We start from the raw sequence: 19,952 nt of genomic DNA on the forward strand, positions 1-19,952 counted from the left end.
AGGGTTCCGTGACAGAATCCCCAGCACTCGCGATCAAGGACCTCCGGGTCACGTTCGGCGACACCGTACGGGCGGTCGACGGAGTCAGCGTCGAGGTGCGGCCGGGCGAGATCGTCGCCGTGGTGGGCGAGTCCGGGTCCGGCAAGAGCGTCACGTCGATGTCGACGCTGGGGCTCCTGCCGCCCACCGCCGAGGTGAGCGGGGTGATCCAGGTCGGCGGCGTCGACGTCACCGCCCTGGACGGGGCCGGGCTCCGCGCGATCCGCGGCGCCGAAGTGGCGATGGTCTTCCAGGAGCCGATGACCGCGCTGAACCCGGCGTTCACGGTGGGGTGGCAGGTCGCCGAGGCGCTGCGCCTGCACTTCGCCGACATGTCGAAGAAGCGGGCGTACGAGCGGGCGGCCGAACTGCTGGAGATGGTCGGCATCCAGGACGCGAAGCGGCGGCTCGGCCAGTTCCCGCACGAGCTGTCCGGCGGCCTCCGCCAGCGCGTCATGATCGCGATGGCGATCGCGTGCGAGCCGAAGGTCCTCATCGCCGACGAGGCCACCACCGCGCTCGACGTCACCGTGCAGGCCGAGATCCTCGACCTGCTGCGTGACCTTCGGGCCGAACTCGGCATGGCGATCCTCGTCATCACCCACAACATGGGCGTCGTCGCCGACATCGCCGACCGGGTGGTCGTCATGTACCAGGGCAAGGTGGTCGAGCAGGCCACCGTCGAGGACCTGTTCGCCCGGCCCCAGGCCGAATACACCAGGAGGTTGCTGACCTCGGTGCCCCGGCTGGAGCGCGGCGCCCACCGCGCCCGCGCCCGGACCGCGCTCCGTGAGCCGGGACAGGCGGCGGCCGGCACACCGGCGCTGGCTCTGTCGGACCTCGTCGTGGAGTTCCGCGGCGAGCGCGGGAGCAAGGTCCGGGCGGTCGACGAGGTGTCGCTCACCATCGGCGCCGGCGAGGTCGTCGGCCTGGTGGGGGAGTCGGGGTCCGGCAAGTCCACGGTGGGCCGGACCGCGATCGGCCTGATCAAGCCCGCCTCCGGCTCGGTGAGGCTGCTCGGCGAGTCGCTGACCGGGGCCAAGGGGCGCGATCTGCGGCGGCTGCGCCGCCGGTGCAGCATCGTCTTCCAGGATCCGGCGTCATCGCTGGACCCCAGGATGACGGTGGGCGACTGCATCGCCGAGCCTCTGATCATCAACAAGATCGGGGACCGGGACGACCGGGTGGCCGCCCTGTTGAAGAGCGTGCGGCTCGACCCGTCGGTACGGGCCCGTTACCCGCACGAGCTGTCCGGCGGGCAGCGGCAGCGGATCGGCATCGCCCGGGCGATCGCGCTCGACCCGGAGCTGGTCATCGCCGACGAGCCGACCAGCGCGCTGGACGTCTCGGTGCAGGCGACGGTGCTCGACCTGTTCCTGGAGCTGCAGGACCGGCTCGGTTTCGCCTGCCTGTTCATCACCCACGACCTGGCCGTCGTCGGGCTGGTCGCGGACCGGGTGGCGGTGATGAACTCCGGGCGCCTGGTCGAAGAGGGGCCGCGCGAGGAGGTGCTCTTCGACCCGCGGGAGGACTACACCCGGCGGCTGGTGGCCTCGGCGCCGGTGCCCGACCCGGCCGCCCAGCGCGAGCGGCGGGCCCAGCGGCTGAGCCTGTGACCCGGACCTCAAGCAAGGCTTCGCTAGGGTCTGGGCATGATTTCCTACCGTGCCACTGTTCCTGCCGATCTCGACCGTGTGACCGCGTGGGTGGTGAGCGAGCCCGTCGGCTGGATCCCCGCCGACCGTTATCTCGCGGAGCTGGGCGAGAACATGTACCGGCCGGAATGGACGTGGATCGCCGAGGACGGTGACCGGGTCGTGGGGCGAGCGCTGTGGTGGGGGCCGGGGAACAGCGCGTACCCGGTCGCCCTCGACTGCCTGGACGTGGATCCCGCGGTGGGCGACCGTACCGCCGTCGCCGCCGAGCTGATCGGGGCCGCGCTGGCCGGCTTCACGCAGCCGGTGCAGTACGCGATCAAGGTGGCGGGCGGCTGGCGCGAGGATCCGGTCGCGTCGGCGGCCGTGGAATGGCGGCGCGCGGCGGCACACGCGGCGGGCCTCACCCTGGAGGTGGAGCGGCTGCAGTTCGAGTGGGCGCCGGCCGACGGGGTGCCCTCCGCGACCGCGGCGCTGCGGTTCGCCGAGGCGTCGGATGAGGCGTTCCTGGCGGTGTTCGGGAGGATCGCCGAGGGCAGCCTGGATGCCCAGACCCGTGCGAACCTGGCGGCCAAGGGCGTGGACGCCACCGCGCGTGAAGAGATGGGCTTCTATCTCGGGGCGCCGGGCAAGCGGGAGTGGTGGCGGATCGCCTACACGCCCGAGGGCGAGGTGGCGGGCATGGCGATCCCCTCGGCGACGCCGTACAACCTGAACGTCGGGTATCTCGGGGTGGTCCCGGAGTTCCGGGGGCGCGGCTACGTGGACGAGATCCTCGCCGAGATCACCCGTATCCATGCGGCCAACGGAGAGGTGCGCGTGACCGCGACCACCGACATGGGGAACGCGCCGATGGTGGCCGCGTTCGAGCGCGCCGGCTACCGCAACACGGAGATCCGGATCAACCTCTCGCAGCCCTAGATCGTCGTCCAGGGCGCCGAAAATCGGTTTCGGTGCTGGTCGTGGGACTCTACGGTGGTGGGGTGACCCAGGTGATCGTGCTCAACGGTGGTTCGAGTTCGGGGAAGTCGGGGATCGCCCGGTGTCTGCAGGCGGTGCTGCCGGATCCTTGGCTGAGCCTCAGCGTTGACACGCTGGTCGACGCGATGCCCTTGTCCCTGCGGTCGTCGGATGCCGGGATCGAGTTCGCCGCCGACGGCGAAGTGATCGTGGGGCCGGAGTTCGCGAAGCTGGACGCGGCGTGGACGGAGGGGGTCGCCGCGATGGCGCGCGCGGGCGCCCGGATCATCGTGGACGACGTCTTCCTCGGGGGAGCCGGGTCCCAGCAGCGGTGGCAGAAGCGGCTCGACGGGCTGGACGTGCTGTGGGTGGGCGTCAGGTGCGACAGCGCGGTGGCGGCGGCCCGGGAGGTGGCGCGAGGCGATCGGGTCGCCGGGATGGCCGCGTCGCAGGCGGACGTCGTCCACGAGGACGTGTACTACGACCTGGAGGTGGACACGACGCGTCGCGAGGCCCTGGACTGCGCCCGCGCCATCGCCGAGCGGGTCACGCGGGCTCAGTGACGCAGGCGGCTGAGGGCGGCGGCTGACGGGGAGCCGGGAGAGCCCCTTGGCGGGGGTGGCACTCGCTGTCGGAGTCCGCAGGCTAGACGCGTTCTTCGCGGTGCCGACCGGCCGGGTTCACTCGATGGTCAACCCGCTACCACTCTTGCGCTATGTGCCGATGGTCTGCTTTGGGGCGTTCTATCTGTTCTGAGCCGAAGGCTGCCTAAATGACAGACTCTGTGCAAGAGGGTGAGGTTCGCCGGGCCGCGCCGCACACCCGACGCCGCTTCCTGACCGTCAGCGGCGCCGCGATGGCGCTCGCGTTCGGTACGAACCTCGCCAGCCGGGACACCGCCGAGGCCGTGGCGGTCAACCTGCGGTCGGACCCGTTCACGCTGGGTGTGGCCTCGGGGGACCCGCTCCCGACGGCGGTGGTGCTCTGGACCCGCCTCGCCCCGGAGATCTTTGATCCGATGGGCGGAATGCCGGACAAGACCTTCGAGGTCCAGTGGCAGGTGGCGACGGACGAGCGGTTCCGGCATGTCGTACGCGCCGGCTCGGCGACCGCCCGGCCGGAGTACCGCCACTCGGTGCACGTGGACGCCCGCGGCCTGGAGCCGGGGCGGGAGTACTTCTACCGCTTCCGTTCCGCGAACCACCTCAGCCCGACAGGGCGGACGAAGACCGCGCCCGAGCGCCGGGCCTCCGCCCTGCGGTTCGGGATCGCCTCCTGCCAGGCGTACCCGGACGGCTACTACACCGCGTACCGGCACCTGGTCGAGGAGGACCTCGACGTCCTGCTCTTCCTCGGCGACTACCTGTACGAGAACGCCGTGAACACGGTGGCGGGCGACCGGTTCGACACCTCCGCCAACGTGCCCGACGTCTTCCAGACCTCGCCGGTCACGCTCGACCAGTACCGGCTGTTCTACTCGCTGTACAAGGCCGACCCCGACCTTCAGGCGGGGCACGCAGCCCTGCCGTGGATCGTCACCTGGGACGACCACGAGGTCGTCGACAACTACGCCGGCGCGGTCAAGGGCGCCATCCCGACCGAGGACTTCCTCGTGCAGCGCGCCAACGCCTACCGGGCGTACTGGGAGCACATGCCGCTGCGGACGGAGCAGCTGCCGGAAGGACCGGACGCCAAGTTGTACCGGCGCTTCGACTTCGGCGACCTGATGCAGGTCAGCGTGCTCGACACCCGGCAGTACCGCAACGCCTCGCCGAGCCCCACCATCACCGGCGAGGAGCAGATGAACTGGCTGCTCGACGGGCTGGGCGAGTCGCGGGCGCGCTGGAACGTCATCGCCAACCAGGTGATGATGGCCGAGCAGCGCACCACGCTCACCGACCCGCCCCGGCTCAACGTGGACGCCTGGGACGGCTTCACCGAGGACCGCCGGCGGCTTTTCGACGGCATCGTCGAGCGCGAGGTCGAAGGCGTCTGCGTCGTCACCGGCGACACCCACACCAACTACGCCAACGACCTGAGGCAGAACTTCGCCGACGCGAACTCGCGAACGGTCGGCGTCGAGTTCGTCGGCACCTCGATCAGCAGCGGACGCGACGGGTTCGACACCAGCCCCCAGCTGGACCTCCAGCTGCAGGCCAACCCGAACACCAAGTTCGTCAACGGGCAGCGCGGTTACGTCACCTTCGAGGTGAACCGGGACCAGATGCGGGCCGACTACCGGGTCCTGCCCTACGTGACCCAGCCCGGGGCTCCCGTCTCGACCCGGACCTCCTTTGTCGTCGAGCGGGCCGAGCCCAGCCTGAAGGATGTGTGACGATGACCCATCTCACCTCAGCGCGCCGGACGTGGTACGTGCCGGCGGTCCTCGTGGCGGCGCTGGCCGTCTTCATGGCGGCCCCGGCGTACGCGAGCGCTCCAGGCCACGGGAAACCGCCGCGAGAACCGGCCGTCCAGGTCTCGATCGGCTCGCCGGAGCTGGACATCGCCACCGGCCAGTGCGCCGGCGCCCCGATCACCGTGCAGCTGACCAACCCGGGTGAGCAGGCCGTCTACGCCGACGCCACGCTGTCGGCGCCCGACGACCTGGTCCTGCAGCGCACCATGATCTCGACGTACCTGCCGGCGGGTTACACCGCCAAGGTGTCCGTCCCCGTGATGGCGCCGCTGGAGACGGAGCCGGGGACCTACCCGGTCAAGGTCTCGGCGGGCCGGTCCACCGCGACCGCGTCGATCGCCGTGACCGCCACGGCTCCCGACCCGAGCGGCAACCTCGCGCGGTCGGCGTCCAAGGTCTCCGCCTCCAGCGTCCACTCCGGATACCCGCTCTGCGGCGCCGTCGACGGCGACACCGACAGCGAGCACTGGGGCACCACGGGCTGGAACGACGGCAACTCCACCATCTGGCCGGACTGGTTCGAGCTGCAGTGGAACCAGCCGCAGACCGTCGGCCGCGTCGCCCTGCACACCCTCAACAGCACGCGCTACCCGGTCGCCCGCTACGGCCTGAAGGACTGGGACGTCCAGACGCTCGTGGACGGCCAGTGGAAGACCATCGCGTCGGTACGCGGCAACAGCCAGGGAGTCGTCGACACGACGTTCGAGCCCGTCCAGACGAACGCCCTGCGGGTGCTCCTGCTGGCTGGCAACGGCGCCAACGACTACTCCCGCATCGTCGAACTCCAGGCGTTCGCCTCCTGACGCCTGTTGCGGGGGTCCTTTCCTGGAAAGGTCTTCACTCTGTGTAGTGATCACTTACTATCTGTTACCAAGGGGTGGTAAAGAACGGCCCCTTGATCTCACAGGAGGTTGACCATGCGACGCATCTCCATGATCCTCTGCCCGCTCGCCGCGGCGGCCGTGCTGGCCGTCCCGCAGGCCGCCCAGGCGGCGGAAGGTGTGCTGATCATCAATGAGGAGTCGTTCGTCGATCCCAGCGGTTGCTATCCGATCAGCGGGGACCCGCTCTACATCACCAACAGGACCGACACCCCCGTGTACGTGCACTACGGCGAGAACTGCACGGGCGCCATCGTGACGGTGGTCGGCGCCGGTGAGTCGCAGGCGTCCCAGCACGAGGAGGGCAAGAGCTTCCGCATCAGGTAGACCGCCCTGGACCGCACCCCAGGGCGCGGCGCCCTCTGCTCCCCTTTCGAGGGGGCGGAGGGCGCCCTTTTTTGGCCCGTTCGTGGGCATTTTTGACACTACTGTCAACTTGTGCGAGCCTGTCAAAGATGACAATGGTGTCAAAGATGATGATGTCTTGGCGCCCCTGTTCCCCTGAAGGGATCTTCGATGAGCTCTCCTCGCGTCGACCTGCGCGGACGCCGCACCCTCATCACCGGGGCGGGCAGCGGGATCGGCCGTGCCCTCGCCGTGGAACTCGCCGCCCGTCAGGGCGTGCTGGCCCTGGTCGGCCGGCGTCCCGAGCCACTGGCCGGCACGGACAGGCCGCCGTGGTGGGCGTCGCGTCGATCGCCGCCCAGGTCGGTCTGCCCTATTACGTCGCGTACGGGGCCGTCAAAGCGGGCGTGGCCCGGTTCGACGACGCGATGCGCCGCGAGCTGAGCGGCAGCGGCGTCCACGTCGTCACCGTCTACCCGGGCCCGGTCGACACGCCCATGATGGCCTCCGCCCGCCCGGCGCCGGGTCTCGGCCGCCGTCCCCTCGACGAGGTGGTGGCCGAGATCGTGGCGGGCATCGAGGCCCTCGAGGCGGCCATCGTCCCGCAACTGCCCGAGGGCCGGGCGATGAGCGACCTCGAAGCGCGCGACCCGCTCGCGGTCGACGCCTCCATCGCGCCGACCCTCGGCGAGCTGCCGGCCGCCGTGAGCTCCCATCGCCGCATGTGACGTCCCGTGTCCCCAGCAGCCGTCCGGGCGGCGGCGCCACTCACCCCGAACCCCCGAGGAAGTCCTGTGCAGCAGTCAGTCAACGAAGAGCCGCTGGATCGCAGCGAGTCGCCCCCTCGGGCGCCGGCGCCACCGGAAACCCGCGCGGCGCGGCACAGGCGCGAGTCGAACGTGTTGATCGCCGTGAGCGTGATCCTGCTGGCGGTGAATCTCCGTCCGGCCCTGGTGGCGGTCTCCCCTCTGCTCGGCGCCATCCGGGCCGACACCGGCATGTCGGCCACGACGGCGGGGCTGCTGACGACGCTGCCGGTGGTGTGCTTCGGCGTGCTCTCCCCTTTCGCGCCGCGGATCGGCAACCGGCTGGGCGCGAACGTCGCCCTGCTGCTCGCGATGGTGGTGCTCGTGGCCGGCACGGCGGTGCGGTTGCTGCCCTCGATGACCGCCCTGCTGCTCGGCAGCGTCGTCATCGGCCTGGCCCTCGCCGTGGCGAACGTGCTGCTGCCCAGCGTCATCAAGCGGGAGTTCCCGTCACGGGCCGCGCTCATGTCCGGGGTCTACTCGATGTCGATGTTCGGCGGGGCTGCGCTCGCCGCCGGGGTGACGGTGCCCGTCCAGCACGCCGCCGACCTCGGCTGGCGAACCGCGCTGGGGTTCTGGGGGCTGCTGGGCGTGCTGGGCGTGCTCGTGTGGCTGCCCCAGGTGCCGCGCCGTACCGGCGCCGCGGGTGCGCCGGCGAGGCCGGCGGACAACCGGCCGGTACGGGGGTTGTGGAAACACCCGGTGGCCTGGGCGGTCGCCGTCTTCTTCACCGGGACGACGCTGATCTTCTACGCCTCGTCCGCCTGGCTGCCCACCATGCTGACCGACGCCGGCATGCCGAGCGGAACGGCCGGCTGGATGCTCTCGTTCATGAGTCTGGTGGCCATCGCCGGGGCGTTCTTCACGCCGATCCTGACCGGGCGGAACGTGCCGTCCGGAGTGCTCGTGGTGCTGAGCGTCCTGCTGACCATGGCCGGGTTCGCCGGTGTCCTGGCGGCTCCGGCGACCGCGACGTACCTGTGGATGGCGTTGCTCGGTCTCGGGCAGGGGGCGATGCTCAGCCTGTCGGTGCTGTTCTTCGTGCTGCGCGCCCCGGATGCCCGGCACACGGCGCAGCTGTCCAGCATGTCGCAGTGTGCCGGGTACATCCTTGGCTCTGTCGGCCCCTCCGCCGTGGGCGCCGTCCATCAGTGGACCGGCGACTGGGCCGTGCCGTTGGTCGTTCTGATCGTGCTGGGAATTCCGATGATCTGGTCGGGGCTGGGCTCGGCCCGCAAGCGCTACGCCTCGTACGAGATCACCTGACGGATGTCAGCGGGTGACGGTGGTGGTCACCGTGGTGGACTCGCCCGTGGCGGCGGCCAGGGTGGCGGTGAGGGCGTGAGGGCCCTGCGGCAGGGCTGCCAGTACGTCCGCGCCGAGGGCGAGGGTGAGCATCCCGGTGGCAGGGCGGGAGACCGTCCGCACCGGTGCGCCGTCCACGAGCAGGGTCAGGGCGCGCAGGTCCTGGCCGCCGAGCTTGACCTTCACGGATCTTCGTGTGTGGTCCATCGGCCGGGATGAACCGCCGGATGATCCTTTACCGGCGGAGACGTCACGCTCGCGGGAACATCTGGCGTCGCGGCGGTGCGGGGAAAGCCCGTCGTCAGGGGCCTGCGTTCCTTCCGGTGGATCGTGCTCACGTATCACGGCGGGAGCCCGGGCGAGTTCGCCGGGGGTGTCATAACACGACAAATCCCGCTGTGGTTTGATCGACCTGCCGTGTGGGCGGGGGGCCTGCGCGGATTTCGTTCTCAGGGGGATGTTCAATGATCAAAAGCGTCGTTCGCCGTCTGGCCGTCGTGGCGGTCGCCGGTGCCTTGAGCGCCACCGGCGCGGGGAGCACCGCGCACGCCGCGACCGCGGGAGAACCCCGCGAGGCCGCGTGCCCGCCCGCGGCCACCGCCATCGGCTTCAGTGACGCGCTCGACAAGACCACGGCCGGCACGACCAAGGTCGGCGGCCTGTCGGCGCTCGCCTACGACCGGCGCACCCGGGAGTACGTGAGCGTGGAGGACCGCAGCGGCACCGACGCCGCCCGCCTGTTCTTCTTCCACGACCCCGCCAAGCCGGAGATCACCCGTACGCTCGCGCTGACCAAGCAGGACGGCACCGCCTACGACGTCGGCAACTTCGACGGCGAGGGCGTGGCCGTGCTGCCGGACGGCGACTACCTGGTCAGCTCGGAGACCGAGCCGTCGATCATGGTCTTCGACCGTACGGGCAGGCAGCGCGGCTCGCTGGAGGTCCCGGCACGCTTCCGGATCGCGCCGAACGGCGAGGGCGCCGACAACGCCGGGCTGGAGGGGCTGAGCGTCTCCCCGGACGGCCGGCACGTGTTCGCCGCGATGGAGGGCACGCTGAGCGGCGACAAGCCGGCCACCGGCGAAGCCGTCTGGCGGCGCCTGCTGGTCTACCGGGCCGAGCACCACGGCGGCGGCTACGCGCTCACCCGCCAGATCGGCTACCGCGTCGACCCCGGCAACCGCATCGCCGAGGTCGCCGCCTACGGTGACGGACGGCTCCTCGTCATGGAGGCGGCCTACGACGCGGCCATGGGCAACTCCGTCCGGCTGTACGCCGTGCACGGCGCGGACCGGGCCTCCGACGTGAGCGCGGTGCGCGACCTGTCCGCCGCGCCGTCGCGTGCCGTCGTACGCAAGGAGCTCGTCTCCGACCTGGTGCACTGCCCGTCGCTGGGCGCCACCAGCCCCGAGCCGCAGACCAACCCCCTCATGGACAACTACGAAGGGCTGCAGGTGGACGTGTCCGACGGCCGGCACCGCGCCCGGCTCCACCTCATCAGTGACGACAACTTCAACACCCTCCAGGTGACGCGGGTGCTGACCCTCACCGCCCGCCTGCCCTGACGGGTGAGGCGCGGGCCCCGTCCGCCACTCGCTCCGCGCCGCATCCCGCCCGGCCTCCGCGCCGGGCCAGGTGATTAGCTGGAGGTGTGGCCGTCACGGTGGCGCTGGCCGGAGACACGATGCTCGGGCGCGGAGTGGCCGAGCGGATCGACGACGCCCCTGACGTGCGGCGGTTCTTCTCCGGTGACGTACGCGCCCTGGTGGCCGGGGCCGACCTGTTCCTGCTCAACCTCGAGTGCTGCGTCTCCGATCGCGGGAAGCCCTGGCCGGCGCCCGGCAAACCGTTCTTCTTCCGCGCCCCGCCGCAGGCCGCCGACCTGCTGGCGGAGCTGGGCGTCGGCTGCGTCACGCTGGCCAACAACCACGCCCTCGACTACGGCTACGACGCGCTGGCCGACACGTTCGCCCACCTGTCCCGCGCGGGGATCCGGTACGTGGGCGCGGGGGCGTGCGACGCTGCCGCCCGCCGTCCGGCCGTGCTGACCGCCGGCGGGCTGCGACTCGGGGTCGTCGGCTTCAGCGACCATCCCGCCGACTTCGCGGCCGGCGCCGAACGCCCCGGCATCGCGTACGCGCGGCCGGCCGGGCGCGGGCTGCCGCCGTGGCTGCAGGCGACGCTCGCCGGGCTGCGCCCACAGACGGACGTGGTGCTGGTGACGCCGCACTGGGGGCCCAACATGGTCGCCGAGCCCCGCTCCGCGGTGCGGGCCGCGGCCTCCGCGCTGCTGGCGGCGGGCGCCGACCTGGTGGCCGGGCACTCGGCGCACGTCTTCCACGGTGTGGCGCCACCGATCCTGTACGACCTGGGCGACTTCATCGACGACTACGCCGTGGACCCGTACCTGCGCAACGACCTCGGCCTGCTGTGGCTGGTCACCCTCGACGTACGCGGCCCGGTCCGCCTGACGGCCTTCCCCCTCAAGCTGGACTACACCTTCACCCGCCTCGCCGACCCCTTCGACCGCCGCTGGATCCGCGACCGCCTCACCACCGCCTGCGCGGCGATGGGCACCCAGGTCCACGACGAAGGCACCTCCTTCACCATCGACCTGTGACCGTGGCGGAACTATGGTCATCGCCATGCCCGAGGTTCTTCCCGTGGGTCCGCCATCTGTCCGCGGACGAACTGCGAGCCTTCACCTGGAGCTCGCCGAGGCGCTGTCGGACACGGCCGAGCTGGACGTCGACTGCGGTCGTTCGGGCTGATGAGCTTCAGGCGTTGGAGGGTGTTCCAGGCGGGCGGCCTCGACATCGCGCTCGCCGGGCCGCGCCTGATCACTCGCCGCCTCGAAACCAGCGGCCGGCCGCCGGCAGGAGCAGGCAGACGATCACGATCACCGGGAAGAGCGTGTTGGGCCCGATCAGCCGGGGCCAGGTCAGGTCGCCGTCGATGGCCTGCAGCAGACGGAGATCACGATGAAGACGGACTCGGTCGTCACGATCGCCCACCGGAGCCTCCTGGTACGGCCGTTCCAGCGGTGCAGGAACCAGCCGATGAGGCCTGGGGCAGCGGCGGCGTAGACGCCCAGGAGAAGGAGCGGCCGGTCGGACGTCGCGGCGAAGGCTCCGACCATGAAGGCCAGGCCGACGAGGCCGAACGCGACTTGGAGCGTCATGAGGAATCTCGCCGTTTTCACGGCGGTCGGCATTTGCTCCGGCCCGACGTTGATCATGTCGCCATTGTGACGCAAAACCGGGCCTGCGAACCCGGCGTGAACCGGTCGTTTCAGGGAGGCGGACATTCGCGGATGGCCGCCGTCCCAGGTGGACATCGGGATTGGTGCAATAGATATTGGAAGGGAGCGGAGGTGTTTCATGGACGTACGTCTTGACCATCTCGTCTGCTGGGTCTCCGACCCGCTCGCTTCCTTGCACTTCTACGAGCAGGTCATCGGCCTGCCCGGGGTGAGAGCCGACGAGTTTCGCGACGGGAAGGCGCCTTTCCCGAGCGTACGGATCTCGCCCGAGACCATCATCGATCTGATGGCCTTCGAGGCGATGCGGGGAGTGGACGAGGGCACGGGAGTGAAGGGCAGCGCCGGGCATCCGGTGAACCATTTCTGCCTGGCGGTGAGCAAGGAGGAGTTCGACGCGCTGAAGGGCAGGTTGAAACAGCACGACGTCGAGGTCACCGGCGACTCGACGAATTCTTTCGGGGCCCGCGGGATCGCGCCCGAGACCATTTACTTTCCGGATCCCGACGGCAACGTCATCGAGGTCCGCTGGTACGAATGAGAAGTGTCTGCCGCGTCTGGTACACAGGCGGGCATGGGTGTGAGCGTGGATGAGTTCCTCGGGCTGCTGGACGAGTTGCCCGAGGTGCGGATGGGTCAGGGCGGCGAGTGGGTCGGCCTGAAGGTGCACGACAAGGGGTTCGGCTACTTGTGGGAGGCGACTGAGACCGTCGGGCTCAAGGCCACGATCGAGGAGCAGATCGCGCTGGTGTCCGAGCGGCCCGAGGTGTTCGAGGTGCAGTTCACCGCGGGGCGGTTCGGGTGGGTCGTGGTCCATCTCGACAAGATCGACGCTGACGAGTTGTTCGAGCTGATGGTCGAGGCGTGGTCCTTGACCGCGCCGCAGCAGCTCGTGGAGGAGTTCGAGGCCACCCACCCGATCGGTCAGAAGGTGCAATCAGGGTAATCTCCGACATTGTGCACATCGGGTTGCGTGAGTGGCGTGAGGACGACGCGCCTGCCGTCTTACGGGCCTTCCAGTCGCCCGACCTGCGCGACCAGGCGCCGTGGCCGGTCGTCACGCCGCAGGACGCCGTGGGCTGGATCGCCTCCTGGCACGGAGCCGGCCACGCCTTCGCCGTGACGGCCGACGACCAGGTCGTGGGCAACGTGGCGGTGACCAAGATCGACGGTCACGGCACCGGATGGGTGTCCTACTGGGTGGTGCCCGAGGCCCGCGGGCGCGGGATCGCCGTGGCGGCGACCCGGCGGCTGGCGCGGTGGGCGTTCGACGAGCGTGGGCTCTTCCGGCTGGAGCTGGCGCACCGTACGAACAATCCGGCGTCGTGCCGGGTGGCTACGCTGGCCGGGTTCCGGTCCGAGGGCATCGAGCGCGGCAAACTCTGCTACGGAGGCGTGCGCTACGACGTCGAACGCCACGCCCGTCTCGCCACCGACTGACCGGCCGAGCGGGTGGTCAGGCAGTAGGCCGCTGAATTACCCTTTTCGGGTGGACGGCGAGAGTCTGGCCGCGGTCGGGTTGCTGGAAGCCCTGAGCCGGGCGTCGGAGATTCTCGCGGAGTTACGTCATCCCTTCGTGAGAAGCGAGCACTTTTCGTATTTCCTCCCGTCCGGAGGCGCCCGCGTAGGGGCCGCGTTCATCCTGCCCGACGGTCGTGAGGTGCGCTTCGAGGTCTCGATCGTGGCGGCGGGCGACGCCTTCCACGTCGAGGGCGGCATCACCGCCGAGGACGAGACCCTGCTGGAGCTGCCGCGCAGGACCGTGAAGGACATCCGCGACGGCGTGGCCGTGCTGGACGACTACGTGGCGGAGGTGACGGCGCCGGCCGGGCAGGTGCTCGACCGGCTGCTGGAGGAGATTGTCTGACAGCCACACAGTCAATTGGACTCTTGGTGTCTGGTTGTCAGACAATGGATGGCATGAACAAGGGACCGCTCGCCGTGGTCGGCGCCGCCGTGCTCTGGGGTACGGCGGGAACCGCCGGCCTGCTCGTCTCCGCCGACTCCGTCGCCCTGGCCGCCGCCCGGCTGGTCATCGGCGGAGCGGCGCTCGCCGTCGTGGCGTGGACCGCCGCGCGGCGGTCCACGAAGGTGATCACACCGGGCCTGCTGCTGGGCGCGGTCGCCGTCGCGGCCTACCAGCTCTGCTTCTTCGCCGCCGTCAGCCGTACGGGGGTCGCCGTCGGCACCGTCGTCGCCATCGGCAGCGGACCGGTGTTCACGGGGTTGCTCTCCTGGGTCCTGCACGGCCGGCGACCGAGCGGGCGGTGGGCCCTGGCCACCACGGCGGCCGTCTGCGGCTGCGCGGCGCTCATCGTCGGCGGCGGGACGCAGACCGGCGCGCAGGTGGTGTCCGGGACGCTGTTCGCCCTGCTGGGCGGGCTGCTCTACGCCTTCTACGCCGTCATGGCGGCCGGCGCGATCGGCCGGGGAGCAGAGTCGAACGCCGTGATGGGCGTGATGTTCGGCGGCGCCGCGCTGATCATGCTGCCGGTCCTGGCGCTGCACGGCGCCGCCTGGCTGACGGAGCCGCGCGCGCTGCTTGCCGTCCTCTACCTGGGCCTCGGCACCACGGCGCTGTCCTACCTCCTGTACGGTCTCGGCCTGCGCACCACCCCCGTGGCCACGGCCGCCACGCTCGCCCTGGCCGAGCCGGCCGTCGCCGCGCTGCTCGGCCTGGTCGTGCTCGGCGAGCGGCTGGCCCCGATGTCGCTCGCCGGTCTCGTCCTGCTCGCCCTGGCTCTCGTCGCGGTCGCCGTACCGGAAAAGCAGGAAGGGAAAGCCGTGCCGGAAAGGGAGCTAGAGTCACGGGCGTGACGTTGCCCCTCAGACCTGTCTCCACCGTCGGCGCGCTGGCCGACGCCCTGCGCAGCAGGGTGCTGTCCGGGGAGATCGCGCCCGGCACCGCGCTGCCCGAGCAGGAGATCGCCGCCTCCTACGGCGTGGCCAGGCCGACCGTCAGGGAGGCGCTCGCCACGCTGGTGCACGAAGGGCTGCTCAGGCGCGAGCGCAACCGCAGCGCGTACGTCCCCGAGGTGACGCTCGCGGACCTCGACGATCTCATGTACGTCCGCCGCCCCCTCGAAGACCTCATGGCGCAGGCCATGGCCGGGCACGACGTGCCGCAGGCCGAGGCCGCGCTGCGGCGCATGGCCGCCCTGCCGGTCGACGCGCCGTGGTCGGAGACCGTGGCCGAGCACATGGCGCTGCACGAGGCGCTGGTCCAGGCGGTCGGCAGCCCCCGCCTGGAGCGCCTCTACGGCGTGCTGGCCGCCGAGACCAGGCTCGGCCTCGTACGGCTGCGCGAGGTCTACGGCGACCGCGACGTCCTCGTCCGCGAACACCGCGAGCTGCTCGACGCGATCGCGAACGGCCCGCGCGACGCGGCGCGGGCGGCCGTGGCCGAACACCTGAGCCATTCCTGGGGCGAACAACGCGACGGATGAGACGGTTGGGGCGGGCCTGAGCACCATTGAGCGGTAACCCTTGCGGTACCGCCCCGGAAGTCGCAAGAATCGCGGCCATGCACGGCAATCCGATGCCGGACTCCTACGTGTACGTCACGGAAGAGGGCGTCACCCGTCACTACGCGGACGGCAGCGTCGAGGCTCTCGCCTGGGAGGACGTGGTGGAGGTCCGTGTCGTCACCGAAGCCGGGGCAGACGTCCACTACATCCTTCTCGACCGCGACGGCGAAGGCTGCGTCGTGCCGCGTTCGGCCACGGACGCGACATTCCTCGCAAGGTTGCGCTACCTGCCGGATTTCGACCTGGAACGGCTGAACGTGGCCGCCGATTCGGTGCACGACGGCGTCGTGGTCGTCTGGCGCAGCCCCGACCCGCCGTCCGCGCTGCCGGACCTCGAGTATGACTGACCGGCCGGAGAGCGCCAGGGGCAGCAAAGCGGCAGAGACCCCTGTGTGGTGAAATTTCTGACCATGGTGCTTGATGTGGAACGTCCGGAGCCGGGGCATCGACCCGTCATCGGCGCCGCCTGCCGGATCACCGGCAGCGAGATCGAGGACTCGATCGTCCCTCCCAGGGAGTCCATCGCCGGCGTCGGCCGCATCGCGCCGTCGCTGATCGGCCACGACGTCGAGCTCCCCTCCGCTCCCCGCACGCCCAGAGCCCACCGACTCGTGCTGGGCGATCACAGCAAGGTGCAGATCAGCTCATGAAACGGATCCTGGTTACCGGGGGCGCGGGATTCATCGGCTCCCACTTCGTCCGCGGCCTGGGCGGCGCGCACGTCACCGTCCTCGACAAGCTCACGTACGCGGGCAACCGGGCCAACCTCGACGGGGTGCCGCACGACTTCGTGCACGGCGACATCTGCGACGCGGGGCTGCTGGCCGAGGTCGTCCCCGGGCACGACGTCGTGGTCAACTTCGCCGCCGAGTCCCACGTCGACCGCTCGATCGCGGAGGCGGCGGCGTTCATGCGCACCAACGCGCTCGGCACCCAGACCCTGCTGCAGGCGTGCCTGGACGCCGGCGTGCCGAAGGTGGTGCAGGTCTCGACCGACGAGGTGTACGGCTCGATCGACGTCGGCTCGTGGGACGAGTGCGCGCCGGTGCTCCCGCGTTCGCCGTACGCGGCCTCGAAGGCGTCCGGCGACCTCGTCGCCCGCGCGTACGCCACCACGTACGGGCTGGACGTCTCGATCACCCGGTGCGGCAACAACTACGGCCCCCGGCAGTACCCGGAGAAGATCATCCCGCTGTTCGTCACGAACCTGCTGCGCGGCCGGAAGGTGCCGCTGTACGGCGACGGCGGAAACGTGCGCGACTGGGTCCACGTCGAGGACCACTGCGCCGGCATCCGTCTGGTCGCCGAGAAAGGCGAGCCCGGCGAGGTCTACCACATCGGAGGCACCACCGAGCTGACCAACCGGGACCTCACCGCCCGCCTGCTGGCCGCCTGCGGCCGGGACTGGGACCTGGTCGAGCACGTCGAGGACCGCAAGGGCCACGACCGCAGGTACTCGCTGGACGACTCCAAGCTGCGGGCCCTCGGATACGGGCCGAAGATCCCGTTCGAGCGGGGGCTGGCGGACACCGTCCGCTGGTACGCCGAGCACCGCGACTGGTGGGAGCGCTGACACGCGAAAGGGGCCCGCTCCACCGGAGCAGGCCCCTCACGTGGCGTACGTCTAGCCGATGCGCCAGGTGTCGCCGCCCATCAGCAGCTCGCTGAGGTCACCGGGCCCCTGCTGGGCCACGGCGTCGTCCAGCTGCTCGGCCATGAGCGTGTCGTACGACGGCCGGTCGACGCTGCGGAAGATGCCGATCGGCACGTGCTCGAACGCCGGCTCGTCCAGCCTGCTGAGCGCGAACGCCACCGACGGGTCGGGGTTGTGGGCGTCGTGCACGAGGATCTGGTCGGCGCTCACGCTGTCGCGGGCCGCGACCTCGATGCCGCCGTTGGCCGCGCGGACCACCGCCTTGGTGGCGCTCACGATCGGCTGGCCGTGCTCCAGCCGCAGCGTGATGTCGTCGCGGACGTCGGGGTCCTTCAGCTGCTCGAAGGCGTTGTCGTTGAAGATGTTGCAGTTCTGGTAGATCTCGACCAGCGACGTGCCGCGGTGGGCGGTCGCCTCGCGCAGCACCGACTGCAGGTGCTTGCGATCGGAGTCGAGGGTGCGGGCCACGAACGACGCCTCGGCGCCGATCGCCAGCGAGATCGGGTTGAACGGCTTGTCCAGCGACCCCATCGGCGTGGACTTGGTGATCTTGCCGATCTCGGAGGTGGGGGAGTACTGGCCCTTCGTCAGGCCGTAGATCCTGTTGTTGAACAGCAGGATGTTCAGGTTGACGTTGCGGCGCAGCGCGTGGATCAGGTGGTTGCCGCCGATCGACAGCGCGTCGCCGTCACCCGTGATCACCCACACACTCAGGTCCGGCCGCGAGGCCGCGAGCCCGGTGGCGATCGCCGGCGCCCGCCCGTGGATGGAGTGCATGCCGTACGTGTTGAGGTAGTACGGGAACCGCGACGAGCAGCCGATGCCCGACACGAACACGATGTTCTCGCGCCTGAGGCCCAGCTCCGGCAGGAAGCTCTGCACCGCGGCCAGGATCGCGTAGTCACCGCAACCCGGGCACCAGCGCACCTCCTGGTCGGACTTGAAGTCCTTCAGGCCCTGCTTGACGTCGGTCTTGGGGATGAGCGCGAGGCCCTTCCCGTTGACGGAAGTTTTGCCGGAGGCGAACAATGGTTCACTGGTCACTGTCGATCACGTCCTGGATGACTCCGGCCAGCTCCTCGGCCTTGAACGGGAGCCCGCGCACACGGTTGTAGCTGATCACGTCGACGAGGTACCGCGCCCGCAGCAGCAGGGCGAGCTGGCCGAGGTTGATCTCGGGCAGCAGCACCTTGTCGTAGCGCTTGAGCACGTCGCCGGTGTTGGCGGGCAGCGGGTTGAGGTGGCGCAGGTGGGCCTGGGCGACCTTGCCGCCGCCGTTCCTGATGCGCCGCACGGCCGCGGCGATCGGGCCGTACGTCGAGCCCCAGCCGATCACCAGCACCTTCGCGTCGCCGTCGGGGTCGTCGACCTCCAGCGCGGGCACGTCGATGCCGGCGATCTTGGCGGCACGCGTGCGGACCATCAGGTCGTGGTTGTTCGGGTCGTAGGAGATGTTGCCCGTGCCGTCGGCCTTCTCGATGCCGCCGATGCGGTGTTCGAGCCCCGCGGTGCCGGGGATGGCCCACGGGCGGGCGAGGGTCTCGCTGTCACGCTTGTACGGCAGGAACGCGCCGTCCTCGCCGTTCGGCTCGGTGGTGAACTCCTGTGAGATGTCGGGCAGTTCGGAGACCTCGGGCAGCCGCCACGGCTCGGAGCCGTTGGCGAGGTAGCCGTCGGACAGCAGCATGACCGGCGTGCGGTACTTGACCGCGATGCGGGCGGCCTCGATGGCCGCGTCGAAGCAGTCGCTCGGCGACATCGGCGCCACGATCGGCACCGGCGACTCGCCGTTGCGGCCGAACATGGCCATCAGCAGGTCGGTCTGCTCGGTCTTGGTCGGCATGCCGGTGCTCGGCCCGGCCCGCTGCACGTCCACGATGATCAGCGGCAGCTCGGTGGTGACCGCGAGGCCGACCGTCTCCGCCTTCAGCGCCACGCCGGGCCCCGACGTGGTGGTGACGCCCAGCGCCCCGCCGAACGCGGCCCCGAGCGCCGCGCCGACGCCCGCGATCTCGTCCTCCGCCTGGAAGGTGCGCACGCCGAACTGCTTGTGCCGCGACAGCTCGTGCAGGATGTCGCTGGCCGGGGTGATCGGGTACGAGCCCAGGAACAGCGGCAGCTTCGCCTGCACGCCGGCCGCGATCAGGCCGTAGGCGAGGGCCTGGTTGCCGGAGATGTTGCGGTAGACGCCCGGCGCCAGCCGGGCCGGCTTGACCTCGTACGAGACCGAGAAGGACTCGGTGGTCTCGCCGTAGTTCCAGCCCGCCTGGAAGGCCGCGATGTTGGCCTTGGCGATGTCGGGCTTCTTGGCGAACTTCTGCTCGAGGAACTTGATGGTGTGCTCGGTCGGCCGGTGGTAGAGCCACGACAGCAGGCCGAGGGCGAACATGTTCTTCGACCGTTCGGCGTCCTTCTTGGACAGGTCGAAGTCCTCAAGGGCCTTGACGGTGAGGGAGGTCAGGGCCACCGCGTGCACCCGCCACTCGCGCAGCGAGTCGTCCTCCAGCGGGTTGGTCGCGTAGCCGACCTTCTGCAGGTTGCGCTTGGTGAACTCGTCGATGTTCGCGATGATGTCGGCGCCCCGCGGCAGGTCGGGCAGGTTGGCCTTGAGCGCCGCCGGGTTCATGGCTACGAGCACGTTCGGCGCGTCGCCGGGGGTGAGGATGTCGTGGTCGGCGAAGTGGAGCTGGAAGCTCGACACGCCGGGAAGGGTGCCTGCGGGGGCGCGGATCTCGGCGGGAAAGTTGGGCAACGTCGACAGGTCGTTGCCGAACTCCGCCGTGCCCGCCGTGAAGCGGTCGCCGGTGAGCTGCATGCCGTCGCCGGAGTCACCGGCGAACCTGATGATCACGCGGTCGAGTTGCTGGACCTGCTTTGTCACAGATCAGACCTCCTCGACGCGCCACTGCGCGGTTGCCGTAGGCGCGTTCTCTTTGTCCATGCTAGATCCTCGGAAGGTCACGCGTTTGCATGCCGCGCTCGGCGGGTAAACGCGGTCGGAGTCAGTCAGGCTGAGGCGGGAGAACGACGACACAGCCCAGACGCAAGCCTGCAGAGGTCGACATGCAGGCGGGCGAACAGGACGGTTCGGGTCACGAGCGCCAA

Annotated in this window: 24 protein-coding genes; 19 read left to right on the forward strand and 5 right to left on the reverse strand. The window is 70.3% G+C overall.

Translation table 11 applies throughout. The features are described 5' to 3' along the window. Positions 1-8: 8 nt before the first annotated feature. From E1286_RS03575 to E1286_RS03610, 8 genes are all read left to right on the forward strand, one after another. Positions 9-1,655, forward strand: a complete 1,647-nt coding sequence (locus E1286_RS03575) for an ABC transporter ATP-binding protein (RefSeq protein ID WP_132608826.1) — start codon at positions 9-11, stop codon at positions 1,653-1,655. 36 nt (positions 1,656-1,691) lie between these two features. Further along, the gene (locus E1286_RS03580; RefSeq protein WP_132608827.1) at positions 1,692-2,615 is read left to right on the forward strand and encodes a GNAT family N-acetyltransferase; all 924 of its coding nucleotides are present in this window, start codon (positions 1,692-1,694) and stop codon (positions 2,613-2,615) included. Positions 2,616-2,647: 32 nt separating this feature from the next. Then, positions 2,648-3,217 (forward strand): chloramphenicol phosphotransferase CPT, encoded by a 570-nt coding sequence (gene cpt / locus E1286_RS03585; RefSeq protein WP_246074397.1) that lies wholly within the window; start codon positions 2,648-2,650, stop codon positions 3,215-3,217. A gap of 209 nt (positions 3,218-3,426) precedes the next feature. Then, positions 3,427-4,989, forward strand: a complete 1,563-nt coding sequence (locus E1286_RS03590) for an alkaline phosphatase D family protein (RefSeq protein WP_132608828.1) — start codon at positions 3,427-3,429, stop codon at positions 4,987-4,989. Between the two features lie 2 nt (positions 4,990-4,991). After that, positions 4,992-5,873, forward strand: coding sequence for a discoidin domain-containing protein (locus E1286_RS03595; protein WP_132608829.1), 882 nt, complete (start codon positions 4,992-4,994; stop codon positions 5,871-5,873). 114 nt (positions 5,874-5,987) lie between these two features. Then, on the forward strand, positions 5,988-6,278 hold the full coding sequence (locus E1286_RS03600) for a hypothetical protein (protein WP_132608830.1): 291 nt from the start codon (positions 5,988-5,990) through the stop codon (positions 6,276-6,278). A 350-nt stretch (positions 6,279-6,628) separates the two neighbouring features. Then, the gene (locus tag E1286_RS49000; protein WP_223189511.1) at positions 6,629-7,024 is read left to right on the forward strand and encodes an SDR family NAD(P)-dependent oxidoreductase; all 396 of its coding nucleotides are present in this window, start codon (positions 6,629-6,631) and stop codon (positions 7,022-7,024) included. Between the two features lie 183 nt (positions 7,025-7,207). After that, positions 7,208-8,368, forward strand: coding sequence for a CynX/NimT family MFS transporter (locus tag E1286_RS03610; RefSeq protein WP_132608832.1), 1,161 nt, complete (start codon positions 7,208-7,210; stop codon positions 8,366-8,368). A 6-nt stretch (positions 8,369-8,374) separates the two neighbouring features. Here the strand turns inward: E1286_RS03610 and E1286_RS03615 are convergent, their stop codons facing one another. Next, complete coding sequence (locus E1286_RS03615; RefSeq protein ID WP_132608833.1) at positions 8,375-8,593, reverse strand: hypothetical protein; 219 nt, start codon at positions 8,591-8,593, stop codon at positions 8,375-8,377. A 278-nt stretch (positions 8,594-8,871) separates the two neighbouring features. On the opposite strand from E1286_RS03615, the gene E1286_RS03620 reads away from it, so the two are divergent. Both E1286_RS03620 and E1286_RS03625 read left to right on the forward strand, forming a co-directional pair. Continuing rightward, the gene (locus tag E1286_RS03620; RefSeq protein WP_132608834.1) at positions 8,872-9,972 is read left to right on the forward strand and encodes an esterase-like activity of phytase family protein; all 1,101 of its coding nucleotides are present in this window, start codon (positions 8,872-8,874) and stop codon (positions 9,970-9,972) included. A gap of 86 nt (positions 9,973-10,058) precedes the next feature. After that, positions 10,059-11,027: a CapA family protein gene (locus tag E1286_RS03625; RefSeq protein WP_132608835.1), complete on the forward strand. Its 969-nt coding sequence runs from the start codon at positions 10,059-10,061 to the stop codon at positions 11,025-11,027. A gap of 321 nt (positions 11,028-11,348) precedes the next feature. Here the strand turns inward: E1286_RS03625 and E1286_RS03630 are convergent, their stop codons facing one another. Then, on the reverse strand, positions 11,349-11,588 hold the full coding sequence (locus E1286_RS03630; protein ID WP_132608836.1) for a hypothetical protein: 240 nt from the start codon (positions 11,586-11,588) through the stop codon (positions 11,349-11,351). 199 nt (positions 11,589-11,787) lie between these two features. On the opposite strand from E1286_RS03630, the gene E1286_RS03635 reads away from it, so the two are divergent. The 9 genes from E1286_RS03635 (at position 11,788) to rfbB (ending at position 16,766) form a co-directional block, all read left to right on the forward strand. Continuing rightward, positions 11,788-12,207: a VOC family protein gene (locus E1286_RS03635; RefSeq protein WP_132608837.1), complete on the forward strand. Its 420-nt coding sequence runs from the start codon at positions 11,788-11,790 to the stop codon at positions 12,205-12,207. Between the two features lie 33 nt (positions 12,208-12,240). Continuing rightward, positions 12,241-12,612, forward strand: coding sequence for an MmcQ/YjbR family DNA-binding protein (locus tag E1286_RS03640; RefSeq protein WP_132608838.1), 372 nt, complete (start codon positions 12,241-12,243; stop codon positions 12,610-12,612). A gap of 11 nt (positions 12,613-12,623) precedes the next feature. Further along, on the forward strand, positions 12,624-13,106 hold the full coding sequence (locus tag E1286_RS03645; RefSeq protein ID WP_342776153.1) for a GNAT family N-acetyltransferase: 483 nt from the start codon (positions 12,624-12,626) through the stop codon (positions 13,104-13,106). Positions 13,107-13,155: 49 nt separating this feature from the next. Further along, positions 13,156-13,533, forward strand: a complete 378-nt coding sequence (locus E1286_RS03650) for a hypothetical protein (protein WP_132608839.1) — start codon at positions 13,156-13,158, stop codon at positions 13,531-13,533. A 53-nt stretch (positions 13,534-13,586) separates the two neighbouring features. Continuing rightward, positions 13,587-14,483 carry a DMT family transporter gene (locus E1286_RS03655; protein ID WP_165969549.1) on the forward strand — a complete coding sequence of 299 codons (897 nt, stop codon included), beginning with the start codon at positions 13,587-13,589 and terminating at the stop codon, positions 14,481-14,483. Beyond that, positions 14,480-15,112, forward strand: a complete 633-nt coding sequence (locus tag E1286_RS03660; protein WP_132608840.1) for a GntR family transcriptional regulator — start codon at positions 14,480-14,482, stop codon at positions 15,110-15,112. The genes E1286_RS03655 and E1286_RS03660 overlap by 4 nt, the downstream gene beginning before the upstream one ends. 77 nt (positions 15,113-15,189) lie before the next feature. Beyond that, complete coding sequence (locus tag E1286_RS03665; protein ID WP_132608841.1) at positions 15,190-15,540, forward strand: hypothetical protein; 351 nt, start codon at positions 15,190-15,192, stop codon at positions 15,538-15,540. A 63-nt stretch (positions 15,541-15,603) separates the two neighbouring features. Beyond that, positions 15,604-15,843 carry a hypothetical protein gene (locus E1286_RS03670; protein WP_223189513.1) on the forward strand — a complete coding sequence of 80 codons (240 nt, stop codon included), beginning with the start codon at positions 15,604-15,606 and terminating at the stop codon, positions 15,841-15,843. Continuing rightward, the gene (gene rfbB, locus E1286_RS03675) at positions 15,840-16,766 is read left to right on the forward strand and encodes a dTDP-glucose 4,6-dehydratase (protein ID WP_132608842.1); all 927 of its coding nucleotides are present in this window, start codon (positions 15,840-15,842) and stop codon (positions 16,764-16,766) included. Before E1286_RS03670 ends, rfbB begins: the two co-directional genes overlap by 4 nt. A 51-nt stretch (positions 16,767-16,817) precedes the next feature. On the opposite strand, the gene E1286_RS03680 is transcribed toward rfbB, so the two are convergent. The 3 genes from E1286_RS03680 to E1286_RS51865 form a co-directional block, all read right to left on the reverse strand. Then, positions 16,818-17,891: a 2-oxoacid:ferredoxin oxidoreductase subunit beta gene (locus E1286_RS03680; RefSeq protein ID WP_246074398.1), complete on the reverse strand. Its 1,074-nt coding sequence runs from the start codon at positions 17,889-17,891 to the stop codon at positions 16,818-16,820. Next, positions 17,881-19,728, reverse strand: coding sequence for a 2-oxoacid:acceptor oxidoreductase subunit alpha (locus tag E1286_RS03685; protein WP_132608843.1), 1,848 nt, complete (start codon positions 19,726-19,728; stop codon positions 17,881-17,883). Before E1286_RS03685 ends, E1286_RS03680 begins: the two co-directional genes overlap by 11 nt. 125 nt (positions 19,729-19,853) lie before the next feature. Next, positions 19,854-19,943 (reverse strand): putative leader peptide, encoded by a 90-nt coding sequence (locus E1286_RS51865; RefSeq protein ID WP_369122762.1) that lies wholly within the window; start codon positions 19,941-19,943, stop codon positions 19,854-19,856. Positions 19,944-19,952 lie beyond the last annotated feature (9 nt).

Origin of the sequence: Nonomuraea terrae, from assembly GCF_004348995.1 — a bacterium.
Lineage (GTDB): Bacteria > Actinomycetota > Actinomycetes > Streptosporangiales > Streptosporangiaceae > Nonomuraea > Nonomuraea terrae.

What these genes read in the sequence shown, in the direction of transcription:
- E1286_RS03580 (WP_132608827.1), top strand. Translation starts at nt 1,692, where the DNA reads ATGATTTCCTACCGTGCCACTGTTCCTGCCGATCTCGACCGTGTGACC.
- E1286_RS03590 (WP_132608828.1), top strand. Translation starts at nt 3,427, where the DNA reads ATGACAGACTCTGTGCAAGAGGGTGAGGTTCGCCGGGCCGCGCCGCAC.
- E1286_RS03595 (WP_132608829.1), top strand. Translation starts at nt 4,992, where the DNA reads ATGACCCATCTCACCTCAGCGCGCCGGACGTGGTACGTGCCGGCGGTC.
- E1286_RS03600 (WP_132608830.1), top strand. Translation starts at nt 5,988, where the DNA reads ATGCGACGCATCTCCATGATCCTCTGCCCGCTCGCCGCGGCGGCCGTG.
- E1286_RS03620 (WP_132608834.1), top strand. Translation starts at nt 8,872, where the DNA reads ATGATCAAAAGCGTCGTTCGCCGTCTGGCCGTCGTGGCGGTCGCCGGT.
- E1286_RS03630 (WP_132608836.1), bottom strand. Translation starts at nt 11,588, where the DNA reads ATGACGCTCCAAGTCGCGTTCGGCCTCGTCGGCCTGGCCTTCATGGTC.
- E1286_RS03635 (WP_132608837.1), top strand. Translation starts at nt 11,788, where the DNA reads ATGGACGTACGTCTTGACCATCTCGTCTGCTGGGTCTCCGACCCGCTC.
- E1286_RS03640 (WP_132608838.1), top strand. Translation starts at nt 12,241, where the DNA reads ATGGGTGTGAGCGTGGATGAGTTCCTCGGGCTGCTGGACGAGTTGCCC.
- E1286_RS03655 (WP_165969549.1), top strand. Translation starts at nt 13,587, where the DNA reads ATGAACAAGGGACCGCTCGCCGTGGTCGGCGCCGCCGTGCTCTGGGGT.
- E1286_RS03665 (WP_132608841.1), top strand. Translation starts at nt 15,190, where the DNA reads ATGCACGGCAATCCGATGCCGGACTCCTACGTGTACGTCACGGAAGAG.
- E1286_RS03670 (WP_223189513.1), top strand. Translation starts at nt 15,604, where the DNA reads ATGGTGCTTGATGTGGAACGTCCGGAGCCGGGGCATCGACCCGTCATC.
- rfbB (WP_132608842.1), top strand. Translation starts at nt 15,840, where the DNA reads ATGAAACGGATCCTGGTTACCGGGGGCGCGGGATTCATCGGCTCCCAC.